Source organism: Mesorhizobium sp. USDA 3734 (assembly GCF_056279665.1).
The window spans coordinates 200622-220562 of record NZ_JBWCCW010000001.1 but is presented as its reverse complement, the minus strand read 5'-3'; the positions used below and the strand labels follow the sequence as shown (position 1 = coordinate 220562).

Here is a 19941-nt window from a genome sequence, read left to right as displayed (position 1 = left end):
GGGGGGAACCGGACCTGAGCGACGCGGCTTGAAGTGAGGACAGGGCAGACATGAACGCAACAAGCGTGGAGCGCGGGACCGCATTGCGTGGTTTCGCCCTGACAGCGGCTCTGCTCTCCGGACTGGCGCTTGCCGGTTGCCAAACGGCCGGCCCAACCGGTGAATTCAACAACATCGACAAGGCGCAAGGGTCGAGCGAGAACATCTCCTCGCTGTCGGCGGTCATCCAGCGCAATCCCCAGGATCCCGAAGGCTACAATGTGCGCGGCTCGGCCTATGGCCGTGGCGGCCAGTACCAGGCAGCGCTCAAGGATTTCAACCAGGCCATCCAGCTCAACCCGAATTTCTACCAGGCCTATTCGAACCGCGCGCTCATCCAGCGCTTCCTCGGCAATCAGACCGCCGCGCTCGAGGACTACAACCGTTCGATCCAGATCAATTCAAATTATGACGCCGCCTATATCGGCCGCGGCAATCTCTACCGCAAGGCAGGTCGCACCCAGGACGCCTTCAACGACTTCCAGAAGGCGATCCAGCTCGACACGACCGACGCGCGTGCCTACCACAATCGTGGCCTGATCTATCAGAGCCAGGGCCAGCACAAGTTCGCTATCGAGGACTTCTCGACGGCCATCTCGTTGGCGCCGGACGCCGCCGAACCCTATAACGGCCGCGGTCTCTCCTATCTGGCGACCAACGACGAAGACAATGCCTTCTCCGACTTCAACATGGCGATCAAGCTCGACGGCAAGAACGCCGAGGCCTGGGCCAATCAGGCGCTGATCTACGAGCGGCGCGGCGACAAGGTCAAGGCCGGGAAATCCTACCGCGAAGCCGTGCACCTTGATCCGACCTACCAGCCGGCCAAGGACGGCCTCGCCCGCGTCAGCTGACATCGACTTCAGCTGGCTACGTGCGCATCAGGTGCCGCAGCGTCCGAAAGGACGCGCAGCGCGATTCACCTCGTCAATCCGGCAACCGCGCATTAACCCCGCCAACAAGCTGTTGGCCCTCGCCTTGATCGCGCCAAGTTTTCAGCGGAACGGTCTGCCTACCCAATCCGTTGTTAAAAAGTGATTTGCGAAAGGACCCTCCCATGATCAAGAAACTCGCCTGCGCCGCTGCCCTCGCCATGACGGTCTTCGCCGCAGCTCCGGCCAGCGCCGGCAAGCTGCAGCTCGGCACGCTCGACTGCACCATCGACGGCGGCACCGGCTACATCGTCGCCTCCAACAAGGGCGTGTCCTGTGTCTTCCGCCCCCACCATCACGGACCGTCGGAGATTTACACGGGTGTCATCTCCAAGATCGGTGTCGATGTCGGCCAGACGCATCAGGGCCAGTTGGTCTGGGCCGTGCTGGCTGCGACCCGCGATCGTGATGGGGGCGATCTCGCCGGCAGCTATTACGGCGTCAACGCCGAGGCGAGCGTCGTGACCGGCGGCGGCGCCAACCTGCTGGTTGGTGGCCTGGACAGCGCCTTCATGCTGGAGCCGCTCAGCGTCCAGGCGCAGACCGGCGTCAACCTTGCCGTGGCTGTGACCTCGCTCCAACTGATCCACTCGTTCAAGTGAATGCATGGAGCCATGCGCTCCATGCCCCCTCACCCCGCGGCGCGGAACCAGATAGGATGGTTCCGCGCCGTTTGATTTTTGGGGGACCGCCATGCCAAAGACAGCCATTGCTGCTGCCGTATTCGCCAGCTTGCTTGCCAGCGCGGCGCAAGCGCAGGACCAAGGCATAGAGCTCGGCACGCTCGATTGCGCCATCGGCGGCGGCACCGGCTTCATCTTCGGCTCCAGCAAGGATTTGAGCTGCACCTTCAACCCTGCCGACAAGAGCTTCGCGCCGGAAGCCTATTTCGGCGCGGTCAACAAATACGGCCTCGACATCGGCACGACGAAGCAGACGGTCATGCAGTGGATCGTGCTGACGCCGCTGAAGAACATCTATGCGCCGGGTGCGCTGGCCGGAGACTATATCGGCGCCAGCGCCGAGGTGACGGCCGCCGTCGGCGCCGGCGCCAATCTGCTGGTCGGCGGCTCTTCGCAAGCCTTCACCTTGCAGCCACTCAGCCTGCAGACGCAGACCGGCATGAACCTCGCGATCGGCGTCAGCCAGTTCCAGTTGCGCAGCACCGAGAACTGATCGCGCCACCGGAACCGCAAACATATCCCGAAAAATTCGCTTGAGCTCAATCGCGGTTGAGGTTTTACAAGCCTGCCCCGAACGCAACAACGCCTCGATGCGGCGCGCAATCCGGCGCGGTCGATTCGCATGGTCCTGCCGGAAACCCGTACTGGCTTCTGGCGCCCTGCGCTGGCGTCGAGATATGCAAGGCAGGGGGGAAAATGACCGAAATCAGCACAAACAGGGTCGACTGGCGCGCATTGTGGGCAAGCGGCGACCTGGCGCGCTTCTGCTTCATCAGCCTCGGCATCCTGTTGCACGCCACCAACGAAACGATGGTGGCAACGGTGATGCCGGCCATGGTCGGCGAACTGGCCGGCGTCCAGCTCGTCGGCTGGTCGCTGGCGATTTATGAACTTGGCGCCATCGTTGCCGGCGCGGCAGCCGGACGGCTGGTGAGCTATGTTCCCCTGCGCACCAACATGGTGGTCGCCGCGCTGCTTTACGCAGCCGGGGCGCTGATCTGCGCCACCTCTCCTTCCATGCAATTGTTCCTTGCCGGCCGCCTGATCGAAGGGCTTGGCGGCGGTGCGCTGGTGTCGCTGGCCTTCGTCTCGGTCGAACGGCTGTTCGCACGCGCCATCTGGCCGCAGCTGTTCGGCATCATGTCGGCAATCTGGGGCGTCGCCGCCTTCAGCGGACCGTTGCTCGGCGCGATCATGACCGAGCTGTTGTCATGGCGCTGGGCCTTCGGCATCTTCACCCTCGGCGGCACCGCCATGGCGCTGGCAAGCTTCATCGTGCTCAACACGCCGCAGGCGACGAAACCGAGGGCGAGCACCGGCAAGGCGCCGCCCTTCCCGTTCGCAGCCCTTGGCTGCCTTGCCGTCGCCGTGGTGCTGATCGCCTCGGCCGGCGTCGACATCGCCTTGCTGCGCTCCTCGCTGCTGATGGCCCTTGGCCTCATCGGCCTGGTGCTGTTCTTTTACATCGACGCGCTGAAGCCGCGCTCGCGGCTGTTCCCGGCGCGGCTGTTCTCATGGCGCACGCCGGTCGGCGCCGGCATGACCATGGTTGCCGCCTTTTCGGTGGCGACCTGTTCCTTCGGCGTCTACGGGCCGCTGCTGCTGACCAGCCTGCACGACATTCCGCTGCTGACCACCGGCTACATCATTGCAGCGGAATCGATCGCCTGGTCGATCTTGTCGATCCTCGTCGCCAATGCACCGCCGCAGCGCGAGCGGCTGATCATCATCGGCGGCGCGGTGATGATCGCGGCCGGCATCGCCGGCTTTGCCTATACGATACCCCTGGGCTCCATTCCGCTGATCCTGATCTGCGCCCTGTTGCAAGGCGGCGGCTTCGGCATCGCCTGGCCGTTCCTGACGCGCGTCATCGTCGCCTCCGCACCCAAGGACGAGCAGACCATTGCCTCGGCGGCGGTGCCGACTATGCAGCGCATCGGCTATGCCGTGGGTGCCGCACTTGCCGGCATCGTCGCCAATGCCAGCGGCTTTTCGCAAGGTTTGAACCATGACGCTGCGGCGAATGTCGCGTCCTGGCTGTTTCTCGCCTTCGTGCCGCTCGGCATTGTCGGCTGCCTGGCGGCCTTGCGGGTATCCACGCCCCTTGGCCAGCCGCAGGAAGCTATCGGCTAAAACTTCAGCCTGCTCACTCGACCTCGCGCAGGCGATAGCCGACGCCGGTCTCGGTGGTGATGTAGCGCGGCTGGTCGGGGCTCTTCTCGATCTTCTGCCGAAGCTGCCGGACATAGACCCTGAGATACTGCACGTCGGTTGAATCGCCCCAGACCTGCTTCAACAGGAAATGGTGGGTCAGCACCTTGCCGGCGTGCTGCACGAGGATACGCAGGATGTCATATTCCTTCGGTGAGAGCTTTACCTCCTTGCCCTCGACCTTGACGATGCGTTTGACCAGATCGACGCTGAGGTCACCGGTGTGGAACACCGGTTTTTCGCCCTGTTGCTGGAACTTGTGCCGCAACGCCACGCGGATGCGTGCGACCAGTTCGTTCATACCGAACGGCTTGGTGACATAGTCGTCGGCGCCAAGTTCCAGAGCCTGGACGATGCCGGCCTCGTCGGTGCGGCTGGACAGGATGACCACCGGAATGTCGAGACCGTCGTCGCGCCATTTGCGCAACAGCTCATGGCCGCTCATGCCGGGCAGGCCGAGGTCGAGCAGGACGAGGTCCGGCTTCTCCGCCTCCATCAGCTCGATCGCCACCCTGGCGTTCGGCGCCTCGCTGATCGCGTAGCCCTGGCTGCCGAGCCCGACGCGAAGCAGCTTGCGGATCGGCGGCTCGTCATCGACGACCAGTATCCTGACGTTCGAGTTTGTCATGCCAAGTCACCCACATCGTCCGTATTCGAGGCGTCGAGTTCGGGCGGGTTTGCCGGCTTCGGCATCTTGATGGTGAAGACCGCGCCCGAACGATCGGTCCGGTTCGCCGCCGTGATCGTGCCCCCCATCGCCTCGATGAAGCCGCGGCAGATCGACAGCCCGAGCCCGGTGCCGGCACGGACCTGATCGCGCTTGCGCACCCGGTAGAAAGTATCGAAAATCCGTTCCAGATCGCCAGGGGGAATGCCCGGCCCTTCATCCATGATCTGCAGGAGGACGGAGCCATTGTCGGTCCAGCCCTGCACGCGGATCGTCGAGCCGGCCGGGGCATATTTCGCCGCATTGTCGAGGAGATTGAACAGCGCCTGCTCGAACAGGACGGGGTCGACCTTCAGCATCGGCAAATCGGAGGGGATGTCAGTCTCGGTCTTGTGCTCGGCAATGATTTTCCTGGCCCTCTGCAGGGCGGAGCCGACGATGTCGCCGACATAGTGGAAGGCGTAGTTCGGCTCCATTGCGCCGGACTCGATCTTGGTCATGTCGAGCAGGTTGGCGATGAAGCGGTTCAGCCGCTCGGATTCATCGAGCACGGTCGTCAGCAGCTCTGCCCGGTCGTCTTCAGGAAGTGCCGGTGCAAATTCCCTCAGCGTGCCGGCTGCGCCCATGATGGCGGCGAGCGGCGTCTTCAGATCATGCGAAATCGAGGTCAGCAGCGCCGAGCGCAACCTGTCTGCCTCGGCCGCTAGCTTGGCGCGATCGACATCGGCGACGAGCTGGATGCGCTCGATGGCGACTGCTGCCTGGTCGGCCAGCGCATCGAGCAGGCGCTGCTGCTCGGGCGTCAGCAGCGGCCCCTGCCTGTCGTTGTCGAGGCCGACGACACCGATCGCCGTGCGCCCGGTGCGCAAGGGCAGATAGAGGCGTTTGGCGCCGGGAAGCGTATCGGCGCCGCGTCCCGCGGCGCGGTTGTGCTCCCAGGCCCAGCGGGCGGCAGCGATGTCGGCTTCGGCCAGCGTGTCGTCGGGCGGATAGCCGGCCTTGACGGTGATCGTCCCGTCTTCTGGCAGAAGCAGCACCACACGCAGCTTCAGCATCGAGGCGATCTGGAAGGCGGTGGCCCAGAGAACGTCGTCGAGCGTGCCGGCGCCGGCGAGCTTCTTGGAAAAGAGATAGATGTCCTCGGTAGCCCGCGCACGCGAGCGGGCGGCGACCGCCTGACGCTGCACGCGCGCCGTCAGATTGCTGGCAATGACAGCGACAACGAGGAACACGCCAAGCGCGACAATGCTTTCCGGATCCCTGATGGTCAGCGTGTAGCGCGGTTCCAGGAAGAAATAGTTGAAGGCAAGGGCGCTGACGAAACAGGCATACAGAGCCGGCCACAGACCACCGGTTACCGCCGATGCCAGCACCCCGATGAGAAGAATGATCGCCAGATTGCGAACGTCGAGAAACTGGTCGAGAAGGACGGCGAAGGCGAGCGAGCCCATGACAAAGGCCGTGGCCTTTAGATAGGGCCAGATCTCGAACTGCCACTGCTCGTCCGCCGCCCTGATGCTCCTCGACGCCGCCTCGGTGCCGCGTTCGTTTCCCGAAATGACGTGGACGCTGATATCACCGGCATTGCGGATGAGATCATAGGTGAGCGAGCCTTCGATCAATTCCCGCCAGCGCGAGCGGGTCGGCCTGCCGACCACGATATGGGTGAAATTGTTCGCCGTCGCGTAACGCACGATGTCTTGCGCCACATTCTGACCCGGAATGGTCGTCACCTCGGCACCAAGCTGCTGGGCGAGGCGCAGGTTGTTTGCGAGCCGGTCCTTGTCATCCTCGGGCATGCTGGCCGAGCGCGGGCTATCGACATGCAGCGCCGTCCATGGGGCACGCAGCCGGTCGGCGAGCCTGCGCGCATAGCGCACGCGGGCCGCTCCTCCCGGGCGCGCGTCGAGGCAGACGAGAACCCTTTCCCCGGCTGCCCACGGTCCGGGTATCGCATGGGCCTGCATATGGATCAGCAACTGGTCGTCGACGCGCTGCGCGGTGCGGCGCAGCGCCAGTTCCCTGAGAGCCGTCAGATTGCCGGGCGAGAAATAGTTCTCGATCGCGCGCTGGGCGGTGTTGGGGAAATAGACCTTGCCTTCCTCGAGCCGTTTGATCAGGTCGTCGGGGGTGAGATCGATGATCTCGACATCGTCGGCCTGGTCGATGATGGAATCGGGGACCGTCTCGCGGACCCTGACCTTGGTGATCTGGGCGACGACGTCGTTCAGGCTTTCGACATGCTGGATGTTGAGCGTTGTGTAGACGTCGATGCCTTGCGTCAGAATTTCCTGGACGTCGAGATAGCGCTTGGGATGGCGGCTGCCGGGCGCGTTGGTGTGGGCGAGTTCGTCGACGAGAACCAGCGCCGGGCGCCGGGCTATGATCGCGTCGATATCCATCTCATCGAGGATGCGCCCCTTGTAGTCGACCTTGCGGCGGGGAATGACCTCATAGCCCTCGACCAGGGCCAGCGTTTCCTTGCGGCCATGCGTCTCGACGACGCCGATCACCACGTCCACGCCATCGGCCAGCCTGGCGCGGCCCGACATCAGCATCTCGTAGGTCTTGCCGACGCCCGGTGCCGCGCCGAGGAATATCCGCAGACGGCCACGCCCCTCCCGCTCGGCATGATCAAGCAGTGCGTCGGGAGAAGGTCTGGTGTCGTTGCTTCTATCGTCCGGCATCAGGATCGATCATGGATGGCGTCGGGGATACTGTCGATCCCCGGCCGCCGCCATTCACTATTTCGCGGCGTCCAGCGCAAGGTTGAGGCCGAGCACATTGACCACCGGTTCGCCCATGAAGCCGAGCTCCCTGCCCTCGACCTGGCTGTCGACAAGCGCCTTGATCTTGGCTTCGTCGATACCCCTGGCCTTGGCCACCCGGGCGACCTGGAAGTAGGCCGCTTCGGGACTGATATCGGGATCGAGGCCGCTGCCGGACGTCGTCACCAGGTCCATCGGAACAGGCCGGTTCGGGTTTTCCGCTTTCAGCTTCTCGGCGTCGCCCCTGATGCGGTCGATCAGCTTGGGATTGGTCGGGCCGAGGTTGCTGCCGCTCGAGGCGGCGGCGTTGTAACCGTCGCCGGCGGCCGAGGGGCGACCATGGAAATAACGGTCGCTGGCAAAGCCCTGGCCGATCAGTTCGGAGCCGATGACCTTGCCGTCCTTCTCGATCAGGCTGCCATTGGCCTGACGCGGGAACAGGGCCTGGGCGATGCCGGTCATGCCGATCGGATAGATCAGGCCGGTCAGCACCGTAAAGAAGACGATCATGATGATCGCGGGTCTTATCTGGGTGAGCATGGACATATTCCTCAGAGCAATTCCAGGAAAGTGTGAAGCGATTTTCCGTCCGGAGTTGCGTTAAAACAAAGAGTTAAGCGAGGCCAAGCGCGGTGACGACCATGTCGATCGCCTTGATGCCGACGAAGGGGACGATGATGCCGCCGAGGCCGTAGACGAGCAGGTTGCGGCGCAGCAGCGCGCCAGCGCCGATGGCGCGATATTTGACACCTTTCAGCGACAGCGGGATCAGCGCGATGATGATCAGCGCGTTGAAGATGATGGCTGACAGGATGGCGCTCTGCGGCGTCGCCAGATGCATGATGTTGAGCGCCTGCAACGGGCCGGTCGTCTGTCCTGGCGCGACGTAGAAGACGGCGAACATCGCCGGAATGATGGCGAAATACTTGGCCACGTCGTTGGCGATGGAGAAGGTGGTCAGCGAGCCGCGCGTCATCAGCAGCGCCTTGCCGATTTCGACGATCTCGATCAGCTTGGTCGGATCGCTGTCGAGGTCGATCATGTTGCCGGCCTCGCGTGCGGCGACCGTGCCGGTGTTCATGGCGACACCGACATCGGCCTGGGCAAGAGCCGGCGCATCGTTGGTGCCGTCGCCGCACATGGCGACCAGCTTGCCCTTGGCCTGCTCGTCGCGGATCAGCTTCAGCTTGTCCTCGGGCGTCGCCTGGGCGAGGAAGTCGTCAACGCCGGCTTCCGCGGCAATGGCTGCCGCCGTCATCGGGTTATCGCCGGTGATCATCACCGTGCGGATGCCCATGCGGCGCAGTTCGGTGAAGCGTTCGCTGATACCGCCCTTGACGATATCCTTGAGGTGGATGACGCCGAGCAGGCGCCCGTCGCGTTCGACCGCCAGCGGCGTGCCGCCAGACTTGGCGATCTCGTCGGCGATGGCCTGGAGGTCGCGGACGGCTTCACTGCTTGGCCGCGTGCCATGAGAGGCGGTTGTTGACTGGTTGACATGGGCGAGCACCGAATCGACTGCGCCCTTGCGCACCGATGAATCATCGATATCGACGCCGCTCATCCGGGTTTGCGCGGTGAAGGGCACGAAAGTAGCGTGCAGCGTTGCCATATCGCGAGCGCGGATGGCGTATTTCTCCTTGGCCAGCACGACGATCGAGCGGCCTTCCGGCGTTTCGTCGGCCAGCGAGGCAAGCTGGGCGGCGTCGGCCAGTTCCTGCTCGGTGACACCCTTGACCGGGCGAAACTGCGTCGCCTGGCGATTGCCGAGCGTGATCGTGCCGGTCTTGTCGAGCAGCAGCGTATCGACGTCGCCGGCCGCCTCGACGGCACGGCCGGACATCGCCAGCACGTTGAAGCGCACCAGGCGGTCCATGCCGGCGATGCCAATGGCCGACAGCAGCGCACCGATCGTCGTCGGGATCAGGGTCACGAACAGGGCGACCAGCACGGTCACCGAGATATAGCCACCCGAATAGGAGGCAAAGCTCGGGATCGTTGCGGTGGCCAGCACGAAGATCAGCGTCATGCCGACCAGCAGGATGTTGAGCGCGATCTCGTTCGGCGTCTTCTGGCGCTCCGCGCCTTCGACCAGCGAAATCATGCGGTCGAGGAAGGTGTGGCCGGAAGCCGCGGTGATGCGCACGCGGATCCAGTCGGACAGCACCTGGGTGCCGCCGGTGACCGCCGAACGGTCGCCGCCGGATTCGCGGATGACCGGCGCGGATTCGCCTGTGATAGCCGCTTCGTTGACCGAGGCAACACCTTCGATCACTTCGCCGTCGGACGGAATGATGTCGCCGGCTTCGACCAGCACGGCGTCGCCGACCTTGAGGCTGGTGCCGGGCACGAGTTTGTATTTGGTGCGGTCTTCACCAGTCAGAAGCTTGGCCTGGGTCTCGGTGCGTGCCTTGCGCAGCGAGTCGGCCTGCGCCTTGCCGCGCCCTTCAGCGACGGCTTCGGCGAAGTTGGCGAACAGCACGGTGAACCACAGCCAGATGATGATCTGCAGCGTGAATTTGAAATCGCCGCCGCCGGTGATCAGATCCCTGACGAACAGGACAGTCGTCAGCGCAGAGACGACGGCGACGACGAACATCACTGGATTCCTGATCAACGTGCGCGGGTTCAATTTCCTGAAGGCCCCGCCGATGGCGGGCCACAAGATGCTAGCATCCATGATGCTCGCTGATTTTGAATGGCTCATTTTGAAGCTCCGGCTTCGGTGTTGTTGGATGGCACCGAGCGATCGGATGCCGAAAGGAAGTGTGGCGGCCCGTAGGCCAGGAACCAGAGTGCGAGCATGACTGCCGCAATGCCGAGAAACGTCGACATGGTCGGGAAAGGAGGAGGTCTCTCCTCCTTTCCGTGATCGCCCCTGTGGCTGATCTTGCGACGCATGGTGTTGAACCAGCACATGGCGGTATCAGAAGGTCTGCCCATGGATCATCGCCAGATGTTCGACGATCGGTCCGATCGCCAATGCCGGGAAGAAGGTCAGGCCGACGACGATGAGGATGACGCCGACCAGCAGACCGACGAACAACGGGCCATCGGTCGGGAAGGTGCCGGCGGAAGCCGGGACCGTCTTCTTGGCCACCAGCGAGCCGGCAATGGCCAGCGCCGGGATGATGACCAGGAAGCGACCCATCAGCATGGTGATGCCGAGCGTTATGTTGTACCAGGGCGTGTTGCCGGTGAGGCCGCCAAAGGCCGAGCCGTTGTTCGCCGCCGCCGAGGTGTAAGCGTAGAGTACCTCGGAGAAGCCATGCGGCCCGCTATTGGCGATCGATGCCACAGCGCTTGGCAGAACCACCGCAATGGCCGTGAACGTCAGCATCGCCAGTGGCAGGCACAGGATTGCCAGCATGGCCATCTTGACCTCCTTGGCCTCGATCTTCTTGCCAAGATATTCCGGCGTGCGGCCAACCATCAGGCCGGCAACGAAGACCGCGACCACGATGAACATCAGGATGCCGTAGAAACCGGCGCCGACGCCGCCGACGATGACTTCGCCGAGCTGCATGTTGACCATCGGGATCAAGCCGCCGATTGCCGTGAAACTATCGTGCATGGCGTTGACGGCGCCGCAGGATGCGGCGGTGGTGATGACCGCGAACAGTGCCGACATGGCGACGCCGAAGCGGCTCTCCTTGCCTTCCATATTGCCCCCGTCGATGCCGAGCGCGTGCACCAGCGGATTGCCTGCGGCTTCCGCCCAGTAGCAGACGGCGACACCGGCGATGAACAGGACGCCCATCGTGGCCAGGATCGCCCAACCCTGGCGCTGGTTGCCGACCATACGGCCGAAGACATTGGTCAGCGCCGCGCCTAGCGCAAAGATCGTCACCATCTGGATCAGGTTGGAGATCGCATCGGGATTTTCGAAAGGATGCGCGGCATTGGCGTTGAAGAACCCACCGCCATTGGTGCCGAGCATCTTGATGGCGATCTGCGAGGCGACGGGGCCGACCGCTATCGTCTGTTGGGCACCTTCCAGTGTCGTGGCGTTGACATATGGACCGAGCGTCTGCGGCATGCCGAGCCAGACGTAGACAAGGGTCAGGATGATGCAGAGCGGCAGCAGCACATAGAGCGTACACCGGGTCATATCGACCCAGAAATTGCCGATGGACTTGGCCGACGCGCGGGCAAAGCCACGGATCAGCGCGACCGCGATGGCGATACCAACGGCCGCCGACATGAAGTTCTGTACGGTGAGGCCGGCCATCTGCACGAGGTAGGACATGGTGCTTTCGCCGCCATAGTTCTGCCAGTTGGTGTTGGTCACGAAGCTGGCCGCGGTGTTGAAGGCAAGATTCTGTTCGACTGCGGTCATGCCAGCCGGATTGTAAGGCAAGACGCCTTGCAGCCGCTGCAGGACATAAAGCACCAGGAAGCTGGCAATGCTGAAGAACATGATGCCTGCCGCATAGGCGGTCCAGTGTTGTTCCTCGCGTTCGCTGGTTCCCGCGATGCGATAGAGCCCGTGTTCAATCGGGCCTAGAACCGGCGAAAGAAATGTCCGGTCGCCGTTGAAGACGCGATACATGTAGCCGCCGAGCGGCTTCACCAGCAAAACGACGATCCCGCAGTAGACGAGGATCTGTAGCCATCCGTTGAGAGTCATGGTTGTAGCTTTCCGTGCCTTGCGCCAGTTGCGGTCAGAAGCGTTCTGGGCGAACGAGGGCGTATGTCAGGTAGACGAGCAGGAACAGCGTCACGCCGCCACCGAGAATATAGTCGACGAGCATTTTTACGGTCCTCGCGTTAAAGAATGTCACAGGCTTTGATGTAGGCGAAGGAAAGGGCGAAAAACAAAATTCCAATCCCGAGAACGACGATATCCATCGTGTTTGTTCCTTGTGTCTGCTTTTGTACTTTGCGCCCTTGATGGAAAGGCTCACAATACCCTGAAACGGCCCGTCGCATTTAGGCGGCGGTGCCGGTTGTGTTTTCCCAAGGTGGAATATGGACCCGATCGCCATAAAGGTTCGAGACGGGGCGCAGTGGAAAGAAATAGGAATTTTATAAAGATTTCGGGTTGGCGGGTCGCCATCCCGGGTCAGGCCCTGTTGAGCACGCATTGCCGGACCGGACGGAACAAATCCCTCCATGCGAAATTGTCGACCTGAGGGCCCACCAACCAAAGGACACGACAATGGCAAAGCAGAAAATGCTCGACGACCTGTTTCACGACACGCTGAAAGACATCTATTTCGCCGAAAAGAAGATATTGGCGACGTTGCCGAAAATGGCCAAGGCCGCGCAAAGTGCCGACCTGAAAGCCGCCTTCGAAAAGCACCGCACCGAGACCGAAGGACATGTCGCGAGGCTGGAGAAGGTCTTTGGCGTGATCGGCAAGAAGCCGGCCGGCAAGACCTGTGCGGCCATCATGGGCATCACCGAGGAAGGCGCCGAGATCATGGAGGAGTACAAGGGCTCTCCCGCGCTCGACGCCGGCCTGCTGGCTGCCGCGCAAGCGGTCGAACACTATGAGATCTCACGCTATGGCACGCTCAGGACCTGGGCTGGCGAACTCGGCCTGAACGACGCCGTGACACTGCTCGAAGCGACGCTGAAGGAGGAAAAGGCCACAGACGAAGCGCTGACGCAGCTTGCGGAGTCGGCCGTGAATGTCGCGGCTGAAGCAGCGTAGCCGAAGATATGTGATCGAGCTGAGGTGTGTCGAGGTTCATGTCAGGCCGAGCCGAAAACGCGGGCTTCCAACCGGAGCGGAGCGGACATTAGGTCCATCAGCATCGGAAGCGGAGAAGCCATCGTTTGCAAGCCGGCGTCACCTGAATATCGACATACCCTTAGCGCGGTTCCCGCATCATGCTGAGGTAGGTCGGATCGAACTCGGCGATCTCCTGCAGCCGGTGCCAGTCCAAAATGGTCACTGTGTGGTTTGCCCAGCTGACCACGCCGACCTTGCGTAAGGCGCCGATGACACGATTCATGTGCACGACCGACAGGCCGAGCACATCTGCCATCTCTGCTTGCGAGAGCGGCAGATGGAAGCTCATGCCATTGGTGCGTTGCACCACCTGCAAACGCACGAACAACTCACAGACGAGATGGGCCAGATGCGAGGTCTTCGAGCGGCGCCCCATAGCGACGATCCACTCACGGTGGATGGCGCCGTCGACCAGCGTATCCAGCCACAGAAGCCGGGTCAGGTGCGGCGCCTGCTCGGTGATGGCACGAAGCCGGCCGTGATCAGCGAACATGACATGACAAGGCGACAGCGCGACGATGCCGTGATCCATGGTCTTCAGCAGGAAGGCGTGGAGATCCACGAAGTCGCCAGGCACCTGCAACGAGGTGAACTGCCGGCCGCCATTCTCCAGCACCTTGTAGCGTGCCGCTAGGCCATCGAGGATCAGCGTCGAGTAGGTCGGCCGCGATCCCGAAGCAACGATGTCCTGGCCGATGGCAAAATGCCGCTCGAACGTCATGGCGCCTGCCAGCAGCGCCTTTTCGGCATTGGAAATGGCGTCGTGCTGGCCGAGATTGAGATAGAGGGATTCCAGCACCGCAATCTCCAGCGAAAGGGCTTGAGAGCCGATCGCCTAGTGTTCTGTCGGAAGCAAGGCCGCTTCGGATGCCCTAGGCCTTCGGGCGATGACGGGCATTAACATTTGTTAGCGTGCACTTATTCGCCGACAAATACCACTCTCGATGGAACAACGGCTTGGCCCGCGAATTGAAAGTTGAATCGCTCGCCCACATTTGAGGTTCAGCCCACCATGCCTCGATACTATCTCGACCTTTACAATGGCGACGGTCTGACGGTCGACGATGACGGCCAGGTCTTCGAAACGCGCGAACGCCTGCGGCGGGAAGCGATCCGCATCTTGCCTGACATCGTTCGCGACGAGATGATCGAGAACGACCGGACGGCCATTACGGTCAAGGTAAGGGACGAGAGCGGGCGCCGAATCTTCGAGGCATCGCTGGTCGTCTCTTCGGGATGGTGTGACTGACAATCTCTCCTTCGCGAGCACCCGAGTCAAAAATTCAACCGACCGTCACTTGTAATCGTCACCGGCCCCTCACCGCTGCTGAGGGCCTTGCCGCACAGCGTTGATGAGCCGACATCAGCAAGGCCCAAGCCGACACGGGCGACGCACAGGTTCGACAAGTTGATTGCCACGGAACGCGCAACGTCGTCAGCCTCAGCTGCAAGATAGCGGTTTCCCGGGTTGCTGAAAAAGTGAAGCCCGGCTGGGGAGGGCCAAGCCGGGCTTTCTGTGGTGGCTGGTATAGCTTTGGCCACCAGGATGGAAGGTGGCATCAATCCTCAGGCGGCGTAACCGCCATAACCGCGCGCAACGGCGTGCACGCCCTCGACCGGATCGAGGTCCGGCCACAGGATACCGGTGGCTTGCGCAAATTCGAGCAGCGCCCGGCGTGCCTGCTCTGTTGTCACATAGCCCGGAATGGCGAGGTCACATGCCTTGACTGCATTGCGGTAAAGCGGGTCGCGTCGGGAGGTCGTCCAGTCGGTCAGAAAATCGTGCATTTCGGCCAGCGAGGCAATCTCGCGCTTGAAGCCGAGGCCGACGGTCAATGCGACCGGTGAATGAAACAGCTTGTCGTGCATGAAGCGGGCTCCTGATTTTATCGCGCGCTTGGAGAAATATCCGGGCGGGTCCGCGAACGGGACGCCGAGAAACGCGCAACGAGGCAGGAGGTTCCAAGCTGGGTCTGGACGTTCTTTTGGATGTGCCCGGCTGCCGTCGAAGCGGTTGCTTCGAAGGCTCCGTCACCGCCGACTGCACGCCTTCCACTTGCGTGCCGCAGTAAGTTCCGCTGATCGGTAGACGACCGCACCCCGCAGAGGGCCTTGCGTCAGATGCCCGGTCTAGCGCCGACGTTGGGCGGGCAATGCGCTTGGCGAGCTGCGCATGCCACGGTTTCATTGCTGAATGGATCTGGCCGGCATTCCAATATCGTTCTGTATTCCTATGGCGTCCGCGGCCCATTCCCGCATTTCCGGGGACGCATCGCTGGACTTGAGGATCGACACTGCCAGTGCCGCTATATCGGCGGGCGGTTTTTGGTTGGCGGCCATATAGACAAAATAGCCAACCGTGACGGCACACCCTATCGAAATAACAGATGGGACAAACTGTACTGTCTTCAGAGCTATTGTTCGCCAGCGTTTGGATGGGCTGGGTCTTGGGACGTCATCTTCGTCATCCAGGTCAGTCATTCCACCCCGCCCCCGCGAGTCGATACCGCACCATTTGCTAGGGTGATCTAGATTAGTTAAAATGCGGATAAAGCTTTCATGAGCCTGGTCGCGCAGGCAGGCCGAGAAGTGTACGCCGGCGCGCTCGACCCGAAAGAACCTGATCCAGACAGGATAGTGCCAGACGATGTGCTGCTGAAGGGTGCCTTGCCAGTGGGCTGGACGGAAAGGCGGCAGACAGAGGCGATTGCCAACAAGCACCCGCCCCTGTGCTACTCTTTGGCAAGGACGTGGCGGTGGAATTGACAGTTACCGAAGCTGCATCTTGATTGCCGCCTTGAGGGTCACGCCTTCTTCACGAACTCGGTTTTGAGCACCAGACCCTTCACTTGCCTGGTGTTGCATTCGATCTCACCGGGATTGCCGTTGAGGCGGATGGTCTTCACCAACGTGCCGCGCTTGATCGTCTCCGAAGTGCCTTTGACTTTGAGGTCTTTGATCAGCGTGACGGAATCGCCGTCATTCAATTGAGCGCCATTGCTGTCGCGCACGATTACATCGTTTGGCATGCCGTCTCCTTGTGATTTGGATCACCGCTACCAGATCACGCAACAATTCCAAACCCGGCTCGTGAGCGGCCTTTTCATAGGATTGCCCAATGATCAATCGACGGGCTTCACCGCGATTGCGCCTTCAAGGCGCTCGAAGGGCTATTGCACAGGCCCACGTGGTGGGCAAGGCTTGAGCATCCTTCCAACCTGAAACTGCCAAATGCCTTGGAAATAAAGGGATTTCAGGATTGACTGGCGGAGAGAGCGGGATTCGAACCCGCGTTACGGTCTCCCGTAAACACACTTTCCAGGCGTGCGCCTTCAACCACTCGGCCACCTCTCCGTCTTTGCATGTCGCGCCGGCCGGTTTCGCCGCGCGGGTTGGGGAGATGCATCTCCCTCGGGCAAGGCGGAACTTCCGCCATCGGCGCCGCCCAACCAGCAGACGCCTTCCCCCGCACCTGAGCCATCAAAGCAACAGGCGCGGGGCTCATCTAGTCGATCCGACGGCGAATGCCAAGCCATAACGGCAGTCTATTCGCTTTGCCGGCCACACAGCGTTTCGTAAGGCCGCCGGCGCCGCCGTTTTTGCAGCACCGCGACCGCAATTGTGTGCACAGGCAGGACCGCAGGGCCAGCCGCCCTTGACTTCCCCCAGAGCCGCTTGTCGAGTGACAAGGCTTTTGCGGGGGGGGATCGACCGGAGATGTCATCGAGCGATGGACAGACGCCGGCCGGGCGGCCGGACAGCGGGCTGTCCTTCGTGCCGCCGGGCTGGATCGTCTTCGTCATGGCATGGTCGGTCTACGGCCTGATATCCACTTGGCGCCTGGTGTGGGACTACAGCCTGCCGGACGGAGTTTTCTATCTCATCTATGGCGGGCTCGCCGTCGACATCATCACCATTCTATGGGGGCTCTATCTGCTCGGCCTCGCCTTCGGCCGCTCGGTGCGCTTCCCGCGTCAGTTCACCATCTGGCAGATCGCCACCATCATCTGGCTGCTGGCGCGGCAGGCCTACGTGCTGACGATTTCCGATTTCGTCTTTTCAGGCAAGGCGCTTACCATCACCGTTGCGGAAATCGCCATCGGGGTTCTCTGCATTTATCTTCTGCGCCGCGGGTCCGAAGCCGAGGCCGTCTATGCCAAGCCGGGAACCGAAGCCCCGCCGGTCTTCGTTTCGATCGTCGCGGCCCTGCTCGGCATCATCCTTGGGGCGATCATCGGGGCCTTGGGTGGCTTCTTCGCCGGCTCGGTGATTGCGAATGGCACCGACATGAGCTGCTTCGAAGGCGCTTGCGGCTATTTCGCCGTGTTCATCGGCTTGGCCGGGTTGGTGATCGGCGCCATCGGTGGCGGCATTTTCGCCGTCTGGCGTGTCCATCGGCGCAAACGCAAGCCTGCGGCATAGGGTCGACCGGAGGAAGCGTGGGCTTCAAATTCGCGTATGGCGATTGCGCACCAGACATGCGCATTCTATCTCTCGCTTTGAAACCGGAAGGCCCTCGGGAGGAGCTTGAGGAAAGGCCGGAGGAAGGTCTCTAATGTTTCGCTTCGTCTTCCGCCTTGCCGCAATGATCGCGCTGTCGATTTCCGTCATCATGGCGGTGCTCGATACAACGCGCACCGTGGCGGCCTCAGTGCTGGTGCTGACCCCGCTCAACACCAGCTGGCTGGCCGTCTCGCCCGACACGCGAGCCGCTTTTGAGACTTTCGTTCGGGCCAAGGCCGGTCCGCTGCTTTGGGACGGCGCCATCGCCTGGGTGCTGAACCAGCCCGGCTTCGCCGTGTTCGCGGTGCTGGCCTTCCTGCTCTATGCGATCGGCTACAGGCGGCAACGGCGCACGGGACAGTTCGCGGCCAGTTGACCCGCTTCTTGCGTTCCACCCAGAGAGGAAAGCCGCGCATGTTCTTTCTCAGCGACATGCTGAACAAGAAGCTCAATTTGCCGAAGCCGTCCGAGGCGCTGCCGGGGCGCGCCCGGGCGATCCCGACCGCACCCAGGCACAAGGTCTTGAAAAGACCGCTCAAGGGTCCCTATCCCGAGGGGCTGGAGACGGCGATGTTCGGGCTGGGCCGCTTCTGGGGTGCGGAGCGGCTGTTCTGGCAGATCGAAGGTGTCTGGGTCACGGCGGCCGGCTACGCCGGCGGCATCACGCCCAATCCGACCTATCAGGAGACCTGCACCGGCCTTACCGGCCATGCCGAAGTGGTGTTGGTCGTCCACGATCCCAAGATCGTCTCCTATGCCGCGCTTCTGAAGCTGTTCTGGGAAAGCCACGACCCGACGCAAGGCATGCGCCAGGGCAATGATGTCGGCACCATCTACCGCTCCGCGATTTACACGACCTGTGACGCGCAATTGCGGGCAGCGAGATCCTCGCGCGATACCTACGAAACCGCCTTGCGCGGTAGCGGCCATGGCAGGATCACCACCGAGATCGCGCCAGCGCCCGAATTCTACTTTGCCGAAGGCGATCACCAGCAATATCTGGCGAAGAACCCTTACGGCACTTGCAACCTCAAGGGCACCGGCGTCGCTTGCGCCATCCCGGCTGCCGCCTCCGCCTGAAGCCCTAATGCATATCGCTCAAAAGTGGCCCCGGTTTTGAGACATGGAAACAAGGATCTAAAGCGTGGCGCATGATTCCATTTCGACGCGACGCGCTTTAAGCGCAAGGATCAAGCAGCGGCGCGGCTTGCCGGCGCCATGCTTTTCCAAAAGGTCAAAATTCCGCGTGAATTTTGTTTCGGGCCATGCCAGATTGACCCGAGCGGGAGGGGAGTACACTCCTGGCTGACGTCGTATGCCTGCCGGAGAACCGGGCGGGTATCCGGTGCGTAACGGAAAAATAACCGACAGGGTGTGGATCACATGAAACGTATCGTTCTCGGCCTCCTGGCCGCAACCGCAATGGTTCTTCCGGCTTTCGCCGCGGATGTCCAGCCGGCCATCCTCTATGATCTCGGCGGCAAGTTCGACAAATCCTTCAACGAGGCTGCCTATCACGGCGCCGAGAAGTTCAAGACCGAGACCGGCGTCGCTTATGTCGAGTTCGAGGTCTCCAATGCCTCGCAGCGCGAGCAGGCGCTGCGCCGCTTCGCCGAGGACGGCCACAACCCGATCGTCATGGCCGGCTTCGCCTGGGAGGATGCGCTGAAGAAGGTCGCGGCCGAATATCCCGATCTCAACTTCGCCATCATCGACGACGCCGTCGACCTGCCCAATGTTCGCTCGCTGGTATTCAAGGAGAACGAAGGCTCCTATCTCGTCGGCATCCTGGCGGCGATGGCATCGAAGTCCAAGAAGGTCAGCTTCGTCGGCGGCATGGACATCCCGCTGATCCGCAAGTTCGAATGCGGCTATGTCGGCGGCGCCAAGTCGGCCGGTGCGACCGACGTCATCCAGAACATGACCGGTGACACGCCGGCGGCGTGGAACGACCCGGCCAAGGGCGGCGAGATCGCCAAGACGCAGATCGACCAGGGCTCCGACGTGGTCTACGCGGCCGCCGGCGGCACTGGCGTCGGCGTCCTGCAGGCAGCGGCTGATGCTGGCAAGCTTGGCATCGGCGTCGATTCCAACCAGAACGGTCTGCAGCCCGGCAAGGTGCTGACCTCGATGATGAAGCGCGTCGACGTTGCCGTCTACACCGCCTTCATGGACGGCAAGAACGGCACCTTCAAGGGTGGCGTCGAGAACCTCGGCCTCAAGGAAGGCGGCGTCGACTACGCCATGGACGACAACAACAAGGCGCTGGTGACGGACGAGATGAAGGCGGCGGTCGAAAAGGCCAAGGCCGACATCATCGCCGGCAAGCTCGAAGTGCACGACTATACGACTGACAACGCCTGCCCGTACTGAGCGGCACGGGCATAAGCCAAGATCT

At 62.2% G+C, this 19941-nt stretch carries 21 protein-coding genes and 1 tRNA gene; 11 read left to right on the top strand and 11 right to left on the bottom strand.

Annotated elements, in window-relative coordinates; genetic code table 11:
• Positions 1-50: 50 nt before the first annotated feature.
• The 4 genes from ACZ89F_RS01115 (at position 51) to ACZ89F_RS01100 (ending at position 3787) form a co-directional block, all read left to right on the top strand.
• Positions 51-893, top strand: coding sequence for a tetratricopeptide repeat protein (locus ACZ89F_RS01115; protein WP_476090034.1), 843 nt, complete (start codon positions 51-53; stop codon positions 891-893).
• A gap of 203 nt (positions 894-1096) precedes the next feature.
• Positions 1097-1573 carry a DUF992 domain-containing protein gene (locus tag ACZ89F_RS01110; RefSeq protein WP_476090033.1) on the top strand — a complete coding sequence of 159 codons (477 nt, stop codon included), beginning with the start codon at positions 1097-1099 and terminating at the stop codon, positions 1571-1573.
• 91 nt (positions 1574-1664) lie between these two features.
• Positions 1665-2147, top strand: coding sequence for a DUF992 domain-containing protein (locus tag ACZ89F_RS01105; protein WP_476090032.1), 483 nt, complete (start codon positions 1665-1667; stop codon positions 2145-2147).
• A gap of 203 nt (positions 2148-2350) precedes the next feature.
• Positions 2351-3787: an MFS transporter gene (locus ACZ89F_RS01100; RefSeq protein WP_476090031.1), complete on the top strand. Its 1437-nt coding sequence runs from the start codon at positions 2351-2353 to the stop codon at positions 3785-3787.
• 13 nt (positions 3788-3800) lie between these two features.
• Here the strand turns inward: ACZ89F_RS01100 and ACZ89F_RS01095 are convergent, their stop codons facing one another.
• The 6 genes from ACZ89F_RS01095 to ACZ89F_RS01070 form a co-directional block, all read right to left on the bottom strand.
• Positions 3801-4493, bottom strand: coding sequence for a response regulator transcription factor (locus ACZ89F_RS01095; protein ID WP_476090030.1), 693 nt, complete (start codon positions 4491-4493; stop codon positions 3801-3803).
• Positions 4490-7219: a DUF4118 domain-containing protein gene (locus ACZ89F_RS01090; protein WP_476090029.1), complete on the bottom strand. Its 2730-nt coding sequence runs from the start codon at positions 7217-7219 to the stop codon at positions 4490-4492. The genes ACZ89F_RS01095 and ACZ89F_RS01090 overlap by 4 nt, the downstream gene beginning before the upstream one ends.
• 57 nt (positions 7220-7276) lie before the next feature.
• Entirely contained in the window at positions 7277-7840 is a 564-nt protein-coding gene (kdpC, locus tag ACZ89F_RS01085; protein ID WP_476090028.1) for a potassium-transporting ATPase subunit KdpC, read from the bottom strand.
• Positions 7841-7913: 73 nt separating this feature from the next.
• Positions 7914-10007: a potassium-transporting ATPase subunit KdpB gene (gene kdpB / locus ACZ89F_RS01080; RefSeq protein WP_476090027.1), complete on the bottom strand. Its 2094-nt coding sequence runs from the start codon at positions 10005-10007 to the stop codon at positions 7914-7916.
• Positions 10008-10226: 219 nt separating this feature from the next.
• A complete protein-coding gene (gene kdpA / locus ACZ89F_RS01075) occupies positions 10227-11930 on the bottom strand; it encodes a potassium-transporting ATPase subunit KdpA (protein WP_476090026.1) in 1704 nt (567 codons plus the stop codon).
• A 34-nt stretch (positions 11931-11964) separates the two neighbouring features.
• Positions 11965-12054 carry a K(+)-transporting ATPase subunit F gene (locus ACZ89F_RS01070; RefSeq protein WP_023669708.1) on the bottom strand — a complete coding sequence of 30 codons (90 nt, stop codon included), beginning with the start codon at positions 12052-12054 and terminating at the stop codon, positions 11965-11967.
• 407 nt (positions 12055-12461) lie between these two features.
• Here ACZ89F_RS01070 and ACZ89F_RS01065 point away from each other — a divergent pair, with 407 nt between their 5' ends.
• Entirely contained in the window at positions 12462-12959 is a 498-nt protein-coding gene (locus ACZ89F_RS01065) for a YciE/YciF ferroxidase family protein (protein WP_476090025.1), read from the top strand.
• Between the two features lie 160 nt (positions 12960-13119).
• Here ACZ89F_RS01065 and ACZ89F_RS01060 read toward each other — a convergent pair whose 3' ends face one another.
• The gene (locus ACZ89F_RS01060) at positions 13120-13839 is read right to left on the bottom strand and encodes a Crp/Fnr family transcriptional regulator (protein WP_476090024.1); all 720 of its coding nucleotides are present in this window, start codon (positions 13837-13839) and stop codon (positions 13120-13122) included.
• Positions 13840-14052: 213 nt separating this feature from the next.
• Between ACZ89F_RS01060 and ACZ89F_RS01055 the strand changes: the two genes are divergently transcribed.
• Entirely contained in the window at positions 14053-14289 is a 237-nt protein-coding gene (locus tag ACZ89F_RS01055; RefSeq protein ID WP_258581554.1) for a DUF6894 family protein, read from the top strand.
• 317 nt (positions 14290-14606) lie between these two features.
• On the opposite strand, the gene ACZ89F_RS01050 is transcribed toward ACZ89F_RS01055, so the two are convergent.
• The gene (locus ACZ89F_RS01050; protein WP_476090023.1) at positions 14607-14909 is read right to left on the bottom strand and encodes a DUF982 domain-containing protein; all 303 of its coding nucleotides are present in this window, start codon (positions 14907-14909) and stop codon (positions 14607-14609) included.
• 315 nt (positions 14910-15224) lie between these two features.
• Entirely contained in the window at positions 15225-15521 is a 297-nt protein-coding gene (locus ACZ89F_RS01045) for a hypothetical protein (protein WP_476090022.1), read from the bottom strand.
• A 78-nt stretch (positions 15522-15599) separates the two neighbouring features.
• Here ACZ89F_RS01045 and ACZ89F_RS01040 point away from each other — a divergent pair, with 78 nt between their 5' ends.
• On the top strand, positions 15600-15806 hold the full coding sequence (locus ACZ89F_RS01040; RefSeq protein ID WP_476090021.1) for a hypothetical protein: 207 nt from the start codon (positions 15600-15602) through the stop codon (positions 15804-15806).
• A 38-nt stretch (positions 15807-15844) separates the two neighbouring features.
• Here ACZ89F_RS01040 and ACZ89F_RS01035 read toward each other — a convergent pair whose 3' ends face one another.
• On the bottom strand, positions 15845-16069 hold the full coding sequence (locus ACZ89F_RS01035; RefSeq protein ID WP_476090020.1) for an alkylphosphonate utilization protein: 225 nt from the start codon (positions 16067-16069) through the stop codon (positions 15845-15847).
• A gap of 235 nt (positions 16070-16304) precedes the next feature.
• A tRNA-Ser gene (locus ACZ89F_RS01030) sits at positions 16305-16394 on the bottom strand.
• 363 nt (positions 16395-16757) lie between these two features.
• On the opposite strand from ACZ89F_RS01030, the gene ACZ89F_RS01025 reads away from it, so the two are divergent.
• From ACZ89F_RS01025 to ACZ89F_RS01010, 4 genes are all read left to right on the top strand, one after another.
• Complete coding sequence (locus tag ACZ89F_RS01025; RefSeq protein ID WP_476090019.1) at positions 16758-17462, top strand: hypothetical protein; 705 nt, start codon at positions 16758-16760, stop codon at positions 17460-17462.
• A 133-nt stretch (positions 17463-17595) separates the two neighbouring features.
• Complete coding sequence (locus ACZ89F_RS01020) at positions 17596-17919, top strand: hypothetical protein (RefSeq protein WP_476090018.1); 324 nt, start codon at positions 17596-17598, stop codon at positions 17917-17919.
• A 38-nt stretch (positions 17920-17957) separates the two neighbouring features.
• Complete coding sequence (msrA, locus tag ACZ89F_RS01015) at positions 17958-18623, top strand: peptide-methionine (S)-S-oxide reductase MsrA (protein WP_476090017.1); 666 nt, start codon at positions 17958-17960, stop codon at positions 18621-18623.
• 303 nt (positions 18624-18926) lie between these two features.
• Positions 18927-19916: a BMP family lipoprotein gene (locus tag ACZ89F_RS01010; protein WP_476090016.1), complete on the top strand. Its 990-nt coding sequence runs from the start codon at positions 18927-18929 to the stop codon at positions 19914-19916.
• Positions 19917-19941: the final 25 nt, after the last annotated feature.